1 protein-coding gene is annotated in these 1,255 nt (G+C 44.9%); it reads right to left on the reverse strand.

What is annotated here, in order from left to right; all coding sequences use genetic code 11:
- Positions 1-1,036 (reverse strand): site-specific integrase (locus KTQ90_RS13390; protein ID WP_217318836.1); only part of this gene is annotated, 1,036 nt, incomplete at its 3' end.
- Positions 1,037-1,255 lie beyond the last annotated feature (219 nt).

Below are 1,255 nucleotides of genomic sequence, written 5' to 3' on the forward strand. Positions count from 1 at the left end.
GCATCATCGTTCCGAACGTGTGCCGTGAGCAATGGAATGAGATATGCTTCTCAATTCCAGCTGCTTCCGCCCATTTGCGGAGAGCCCTGCCTATAACGGTCTGTGTGGTTGGTATATCAAAGAAAGGAATATCATTTCCTCTTGACTTTGGCAACCACCGCTTAGCCTCTTCCGAGAGAGGTATTATAACTGGCTTCTCCGTCTTTTGCATTTCCATGTCTATGTATTCGCCTTTTCCGTCAGCGGTCTTGAAGATGTGCATCGGAGCAAGACGGTACATGTCGCTTAATCGCAATCCAGTAAAACAGGCGAAGATGAAAGCCTCCTTGACCTCTGGACGATAACTGTCCGTAGCCATGAGGGTGCGAAGTTCCTCAATAGTAAGGTATTCTTTCTTGCCTTCCTTGGGTTGGATGCGCTCACGTGCATCAAGTTCCTTCATCGGATTGCTTCGGATAATGCCTTGGCGCACAGCGTTATTGAGAGCAGTGGAGAACATTCCGAGGTATCGGCTTGCCGTATTCTCACTGATAGGTCTTGGCTCGCCATACTTGATATGGGAATTTGGGAAGTTACGCAAGAATTTTACATAACCACGGCAGAACTCCGCATTGACATCTTCAAGAGAAATGAAGCCTTTGTTAGTCTCGTCAAGATACTTCTCCACGGTGTGCAGCATTTCCACACGGCAATGGAGTGTTGACTTCTTGATGCCGACACCACCTTCACAATACCTCTTTATCCAAGTAGTGAGAAGCATTGAACCTTGCTTGACGGTTTCCCAGTCCTGTATGCCATGACCTCGCAATGCTCGGATGCGCTCTGCCTTGATGCGTTCTGCAATCGCCATAGTCTGCTTGTTCTGTTCCTTACAGACGGGATTGATTTCGGGGACGAGATAGAGTTTGAGGTATTCATACTTTCTCACTCCCTTATAGTAGATGTCAAGATAGATGCTCTTGTTGCCATCTGCGAGCGACTTCAACCGAATTTTAATCGGCTCTTTCAGCTTTACTTGTTTCTTTGGTCTTGCCATGATGTATGAAGTGTTATTTTGTTTTTGTATTCTGCTACATTGGAGGGTCTTTCTCCCTCTTGTTGAAAGTCCATGTCAGATATGGTTTCCTATGCTGACATTTGCTTTTTTCTCTTCCCTTACTTTGGAAAACTGATGTAAAGATAAGAAAACAAATCGAGAAACGAGAAACAAAACGGAAACAAGAAACAGTCTTTTATGTCTTTTTAAGAGTGAGTT

It is taken from the genome of Leyella stercorea, assembly GCF_019052365.1.
Classification (GTDB): domain Bacteria; phylum Bacteroidota; class Bacteroidia; order Bacteroidales; family Bacteroidaceae; genus Prevotella.